Source organism: Mesorhizobium sp. WSM4848, from assembly GCF_055811375.1.
In genome coordinates this window covers 1-2,017 of sequence record NZ_JBVVPX010000085.1, presented here as the reverse complement: position 1 = coordinate 2,017, position 2,017 = coordinate 1, and the positions used below count along the sequence as shown (strand labels likewise).

Below are 2,017 nucleotides of genomic sequence, written 5' to 3'. Positions count from 1 at the left end.
CCCGTCTTCGCCGATTGAGCCGATTTTGAAGGGACCGAATCAATAGAATCAGAGTGTTAGACTAAAAGGTCTTCACTACGCGGGGGGTTGGTTGTGACGGCCGCGGCGGCGATTCTTGGCGGCGGCTGAGGCGGCAGGACGAGCCGCATCTGTTTGAGCAGGAGCAGCAGTTCGGGCTCCGGCTGGGTATAGCGGGTGAGCCGGAGCTCGCGGCCGTCGGTGGTCGGCAGGTGAACCTCGATCATCTGGACGGCGGCGAACTTGTCGAGAGCACTACGCGCGGTGAGCCCTGGCGCCAGGGCATGCAGGCGGCGCTGCAAGGTGACGAAGAGACAGTAGGCCAAGAACGAGACGAAGATATGGGCCTCTATCCGATGCTCTTGCTTGTGGAAGACAGGGCGGATGGCGAGGTCATCCTTGAGGTTTTTGAAGGCCTCCTCCACGGCGACCAATTGAACGTAGTATTGCCATAGCAGTGCCGGATCTTGCTCGGTGATGTTGGTGCGCAGCAGATAGCGCCCTTCACGGCGGCGCAGCGTGCGCAGCTTCTTGCGGTTGAGGCTGAAGGTGAAGGTGGCGCTTTCCCGGCCCATGTCGATATCGACGAGGCGCCAGGCGGTCGGCGCTTTTGACCGCGCGGCGCCGAGTTTCATCAGCATCTCTTCGCGCGAGACGTCCATGGTGGCGAGCTGGCCAAGCCGCTTCCACAACCATTTCATCTGCCGCCGGCGCATGGCACGTTCCTTGGTGACGCGATCATCGCTGTGGGCGAAGACATAGAGCTCGCCGTCCTCGGAAAGCAGCTTGACCCGGACGCCTTCGCGCGCCTCTTGCCAAGGCTTGTCGATCAGATGCTTTTCCAGGCGGGTCAGGCGTCCCTTGGGCGTGCCGACCAGGTAGGAGACCGGTGGATCGCGCTCACGCATTTCGGCAAGAACCTCTTCGGTCGGGATGCCGCGATCCATCACCCACACCCGCCGGGCCTTGCCGTATTGCGCCTCGACCTTGCCGAGGAAGCCGCGCAACGTCGTCTTGTCACTGGTGTTGCCGGGCATCACTTCGTAGCAAAGCGGCAAGCCGTCCGGCGTCACAATGAGGGCGATCACCACCTGCGGACAGTCCGGCCGTTTGTCCCGGCTATAGCCGTGGCGGCGCTTGTCGCCTTCAGGGACATCGGCGGCATCGATCTCAAAATAGGTGCTCGTCAGATCATAAAGCAGAACGTCGAAGCTGGCGTTGAACATGTCGCGCCAACGGTCGACCAGATGGCTGAACAGATCTTCCTTGAAGGCGAGCAGGTGGTCGTGACAGCGGTAAAGCTTGTGCGACTCGGCCAGGCCGAAGTCGGCGCCCAGCAGATCGGCCATGGCGCTGTTGCCGAACCACTCCCGATGCAGCTTCCATTCGCTGCCTGGCGCGATCAGCCGATAGCAGACCAGAACTTGCAGCACATGGTCCCAGCGTGTCCCTTTGCGGCTGCGCGGCAATCGTTGCGCAAAGAAGCGATCGAGTTCGAGGTCGCGCCACAATTGCCCTGCCAACCAGCAGGCGCCCCATTGTCGCGGCCGATGAAGCCGCATCTCGGACAGGCGGACCTTGAGCGCGTCCACCTCTGTCGCCCCCATGCTGCGCTCCTCGGCAAACAGCGCCAAGGTGCGCGCCTTGCCCGTCGTCTCATCGATGACCTCGATGGCCCCTCGCCAGGCGTCACGCTGCGACGAACTGATTTCTCCCAAATAAAGGACCTGACGCTGCACCACGCGTCCATCGTTGAGTCGCTTGTTCTCGACGATGTTCCAGTAGACGTGTGTCTTGCCGTTCTTCTTCCGGCGAATCATCCGCAGAAACATGATGGCTTCATAATATCAATGGAAAGCCATCATCGAAAATAGACTAGGTCTTCACTACAGCCGTTTTCAGGTGAATTTCATGCATTCAACACCAATACATTCAACGACCTACCAAACCAGAAAATCTTCAATTTCGTCTTATCCACAGCCGAATCGGCGAAGACGGG

General features: G+C 60.1%; 1 protein-coding gene. It reads right to left on the bottom strand.

Annotated features, from left to right (window positions below):
• Positions 1–56: 56 nt before the first annotated feature.
• Positions 57–1,850 carry an IS1634 family transposase gene (locus AC0L16_RS33335; protein ID WP_473625766.1) on the bottom strand — a complete coding sequence of 598 codons (1,794 nt, stop codon included), beginning with the start codon at positions 1,848–1,850 and terminating at the stop codon, positions 57–59.
• Positions 1,851–2,017 lie beyond the last annotated feature (167 nt).

Coding starts and splice junctions, on each gene's coding strand:
- AC0L16_RS33335 (WP_473625766.1), bottom strand. CDS start 1,850: ATGTTTCTGCGGATGATTCGCCGGAAGAAGAACGGCAAGACACACGTC.